Origin of the sequence: Streptomyces sp. NPDC007162, from assembly GCF_040634175.1 — a bacterium.
Lineage (GTDB): Bacteria > Actinomycetota > Actinomycetes > Streptomycetales > Streptomycetaceae > Streptomyces.
Map to the genome: position 1 here is coordinate 1 of NZ_JBEYFC010000639.1, position 4370 is coordinate 4370.

The window sequence follows — 4370 nt, forward strand, 5'->3', positions numbered from 1 at the left end:
AGGCGGTGAGCCTGCTGTGAGCGACACCGGTAAGCACCACCTGCCGGCCGGCACCGCCGCCGAAGGCCCCTACGACCTCCAGGTCACGCCGGAGTCGGCGGCCTGGGGATACTCCGGCCTGCGGATCCTGACCCTCGGGCCGGGCCGGTCGCACGCCCTGTCCACCCGGGACTCGGAGTTCCTGGTGCTGCCGCTGGCGGGCTCGTGCACCGTCACCACGGACGGCGGCACCTTCGAACTCGCCGGGCGGACGGGCGTGTTCGACTCGGCCACCGACTTCGCCTACCTCCCGCGCGAAGCCGAGGCCGTGATCAGCAGCGCGGCCGGGGGACGGTTCGCGCTGCCCTCCGCCCGTACCGAGCGGGGCGGTCACCCGGCCCGGTACGGGCGCAAGGAGGACGTCCCCGTCGAGCTGCGCGGCGCGGGGGCCTGCTCACGGCAGGTCAACAACTACTGCCTGCCGGGCACCTTCGACGCCGAGCAGCTGCTGGTGTGCGAGGTGCTCACGCCCGGCGGCAACTGGTCCTCGTACCCGCCGCACAAGCACGACGAGGCCCGCACGGACGCGGACGGCAACCCGGTCGAGTCCCAGCTGGAGGAGATCTACTACTTCGAGGTCTCCGGCGAGGACGGGAACGGCTTCGGGTACCAGCGCGTCTACGGCACCGCCGACCGTCCCATCGACGTGCTCGCCGAGGTCCGCTCCGGTGACACGGTGCTGATCCCGCACGGCTGGCACGGCCCCTCGATCGCCGCGCCCGGCTACGACCTCTACTACCTCAACGTCATGGCGGGTCCCGGTCAGGACCGCGCCTGGCTGATCTGCGACGACCCGGCCCACGGGTGGGTGCGCGGGACCTGGGCCACCCAGGACGTGGACGACCGGCTGCCCTTCGGAGAGGACCGATGAACACCGTACGACTGACCACCGCCCAGGCGCTGGTCCGCTTCCTGGCCGCCCAGTACAGCGAGCGCGACGGCCAGGAGCAGCGTCTGATCCCCGGGGTGTGGGGCATCTTCGGCCACGGCAACGTGGCCGGCATCGGGCAGGCCCTGCTCCAGGCCGCCACCACCGGCGAGGCGGACCTGCCCTACTACCTCGCCCGCAACGAGCAGGGCATGGTCCACGCCTCCGTCGCCTACGCCAAGATGCGTGACCGGCTGGCCGCCTTCGCCTGCACGGCCTCGACCGGCCCGGGTTCGACGAACATGATCACGGGTGCGGCGTTGGCGACGACGAACCGCCTGCCGGTCCTGCTGCTGCCCTCCGACATGTTCGCCACCCGTGCCGCCGACCCGGTGCTGCAGCAGCTGGAGGACACCCGCGGCGGCGACGTCACCGTCAACGACGCCTTCCGCTCGGTGTCGAAGTACTTCGACCGGGTTTCCCGGCCCGAGCAGCTGATCCCGGCCGCGCTGGCGGCGATGCGCGTGCTGACCGACCCGGTCGAGACCGGTGCCGTCACCCTCGCGCTGCCGCAGGACGTGCAGGCCGAGGCGTACGACTGGCCGGTCGAGTTCTTCCGGCGCCGGGTGTGGCACGTGGGCCGCCCCGTCCCGGAGCCCGCCGCCGTCGAGCGCGCCGTCCTGCTGCTGCGGAACGCGCGCAAGCCGCTGATCGTCGCCGGCGGCGGCGCGGTGTACTCCGGTGCCGAGACCGCGCTGCGGGCCTTCGCGGAGGCCACCGGCATCCCGGTCGCCGACACCCACGCGGGCAAGGGCGCGGTGGCCTGGGACCACCCCTGCGCGGTCGGCGGCATCGGCTCCACCGGCTCGTACGCGGCGAACGAGCTGGCCCGCGAGGCCGACGTCGTGCTCGGCATCGGCACCCGGTACTCGGACTTCACCACGGCCAGCCACACCGTGTTCGGCAATCCGGAGGTCGCGTTCGTCAACCTCAACGTGGCCCGCCTGGACGCCGTCAAGCACTCCGCCGAGCCGCTGGTCGCGGACGCCCGCCTCGGCATCCAGGCGCTGGCCGGAGGCCTGGACGGCTGGGAGGTCGCCCCGGAGTACCGGCGTCGTACCCGTGAACTCATCGCCCGCACCCGGGAGATCGAGGACGCCTGCCTCCACGTCGGTCACGGCCCGCTGCCCGCGCAGACCGAGATCCTCGGCGCGCTGAACGACGTCCTGGACGACCGCGCGGTGGTCATCAACGCGGCCGGCTCCATGCCCGGTGACCTCCAGCAGCTGTGGCGCGCCCGCGACCCCAAGGCCTACCACGTCGAGTACGCGTACTCCTGCATGGGATACGAGGTCGCCGCGGGCGTCGGGGCGAAGATGGCCGACCCCTCGCGTGAGGTCGTCGTCCTGGTCGGTGACGGCTCGTACCTGATGATGGCCCAGGAGATCGTCACCATGGTCTCCGAAGGGCTGAAGGTCATCGTCGTCCTCGTCCAGAACCACGGCTTCGCGTCCATCGGCGCTCTCTCCGAGTCCCTCGGCTCGCAGCGCTTCGGCACCAAGTACCGCTACCGCGACGCCGGTTCCGGCCGGCTCGACGGCGACGTGCTCCCCGTCGACCTCGCGGCGAACGCCGCCTCCCTGGGCGCGGACGTCCTGCACGCCGGCTCCGTCGAGGAGTTCCGCTCCGCGATGGAGAAGGCGAAGGCCGCCACCCGCACCACCGTCGTGCACGTGGAGACCGACCTGTACGGGCCCAACCCGCCCGGCCACGCCTGGTGGGACGTCCCGGTCAGCCAGACCTCCGCCCTCGACTCCACCCGGGCCGCCCACGACACCTACCTGGACCACAAGCGCGCCCAGCGGCACTACCTGTAACTCCCGCCCCCGCAAAGGAAACCCGCACCGTGACCACCATCCAGCACTGGATCGACGGCGCCCTCACCCAGGGCGCCGCCACCGCCACCCAGCCCGTGTTCAACCCGGCGACCGGCGCCGAGCAGGCCCAGGTCGTCCTCGGCGGCGGCGCGGACATCGACGCCGCCGTCCGGGCCGCCGCCGCCGCGCTCGAGACCTGGCAGGACTCGTCCCTCTCCCAGCGGGTCCAGGTGATGTTCACCTTCCGCCAGCTGCTCGTCGAGCACGAGGAGGAGCTGGCCCGGATCATCTCCGCCGAGCACGGCAAGACCGTCGACGACGCCCGCGGTGAGATCACCCGCGGCCGTGAGGTCGTCGAATACGTCTGCGGTCTCGGCGACGTGCTCAAGGGCTCGTTCTCCGACCAGGTCTCCCGTGGCGTGGACGTGCACAACTTCCGTCAGCCGCTCGGTGTCGTCGCGGGCATCACGCCGTTCAACTTCCCGGCGATGGTGCCGCTGTGGATGCACCCGGTCGCCATCGCCACCGGCAACACGTTCATCCTCAAGCCGTCCGAGCGCGACCCCTCCGCCGCCAACTTCGTCGCCCGGCTGTACCAGAAGGCCGGTCTGCCCGACGGCGTCTTCAACGTCGTGCACGGTGGCAAGGACGCGGTCGACGCGATCCTCGCCCACCCCGGCATCGAGGCCGTCTCCTTCGTCGGCTCCACCCCGATCGCCAAGTACGTCCACGAGCAGGCCACTTCGCACGGCAAGCGGGTCCAGGCCCTGGGCGGCGCCAAGAACCACGCCGTCGTGCTGCCCGACGCCGACCTGGAGTTCGCCGCCGACCACATCACGGCCGGCGCCTACGGCTCCGCCGGTGAGCGCTGCATGGCGGTGTCGGTGGCCGTCGCCGTCGGTGACGCGGCCGACCGCCTGGTGGAGATCCTCACCCGCAAGGCGAACGAGGTGAAGGTCGGCCCCGGCGACGCGTCCGGCACCGAGATGGGCCCGCTGGTCACCAAGGCCGCCCAGGAGCGCGTCGAGAACGCGGTCGGGGTCGCCGCGACGCAGGGCGCCACCGTCGTCGTGGACGGCCGCGGGCTGAAGCTCGACGATCCCGCGTACGCCGACGGCTTCTTCACCGGCCCCTCCCTCCTGGACCACGTCACCACCGAGATGGACGCCTACAAAGAGGAACTCTTCGGCCCGGTCCTCGCGGTCGTCCGTACCGACTCCCTCGACCAGGCCATCGACCTGATCAACGCCAACCCGTACGGCAACGGCACCGCGCTGTTCACCGGCTCCGGAGAGGCCGCCCGCCGCTTCCAGCGGAAGATCAAGGTCGGCATGATCGGCATCAACGTGCCGGTGCCCGTCCCGATGTCGTACTACTCCTTCGGCGGCTGGAAGGACTCCCTCATCGGCGACTCCCCGATCCACGGCCCGGAGGGCGTCCGCTTCTACACCCGGCCCAAGGTCGTCACGAGCCGCTGGCCGGAGCCGAAGCACCAGGACACCGCCGGGTTCAACTTCCCGACCGCTGCCCGGAGAGGGTCTTTGGCCGTGGTGCAGAGAACCATTTCTCCCATCGGTTCCGCGCAC

Annotated in this window: 3 protein-coding genes; all 3 read left to right on the top strand. The window is 71.7% G+C overall.

Annotated elements, in window-relative coordinates:
* Positions 1 to 16: 16 nt before the first annotated feature.
* Positions 17 to 910: a 5-deoxy-glucuronate isomerase gene (gene iolB / locus ABZ646_RS41080; protein WP_360531226.1), complete on the top strand. Its 894-nt coding sequence runs from the start codon at positions 17 to 19 to the stop codon at positions 908 to 910.
* Entirely contained in the window at positions 907 to 2784 is a 1878-nt protein-coding gene (iolD, locus tag ABZ646_RS41085) for a 3D-(3,5/4)-trihydroxycyclohexane-1,2-dione acylhydrolase (decyclizing) (RefSeq protein WP_360531221.1), read from the top strand. The genes iolB and iolD overlap by 4 nt, the downstream gene beginning before the upstream one ends.
* 29 nt (positions 2785 to 2813) lie before the next feature.
* The coding region (locus ABZ646_RS41090; RefSeq protein ID WP_360531223.1) for a CoA-acylating methylmalonate-semialdehyde dehydrogenase at positions 2814 to 4370 on the top strand (1557 nt) is incomplete at its 3' end.

Excerpts from the sequence above, each read along its gene's own strand:
- iolD (WP_360531221.1), top strand. The coding sequence starts at position 907 with ATGAACACCGTACGACTGACCACCGCCCAGGCGCTGGTCCGCTTCCTG.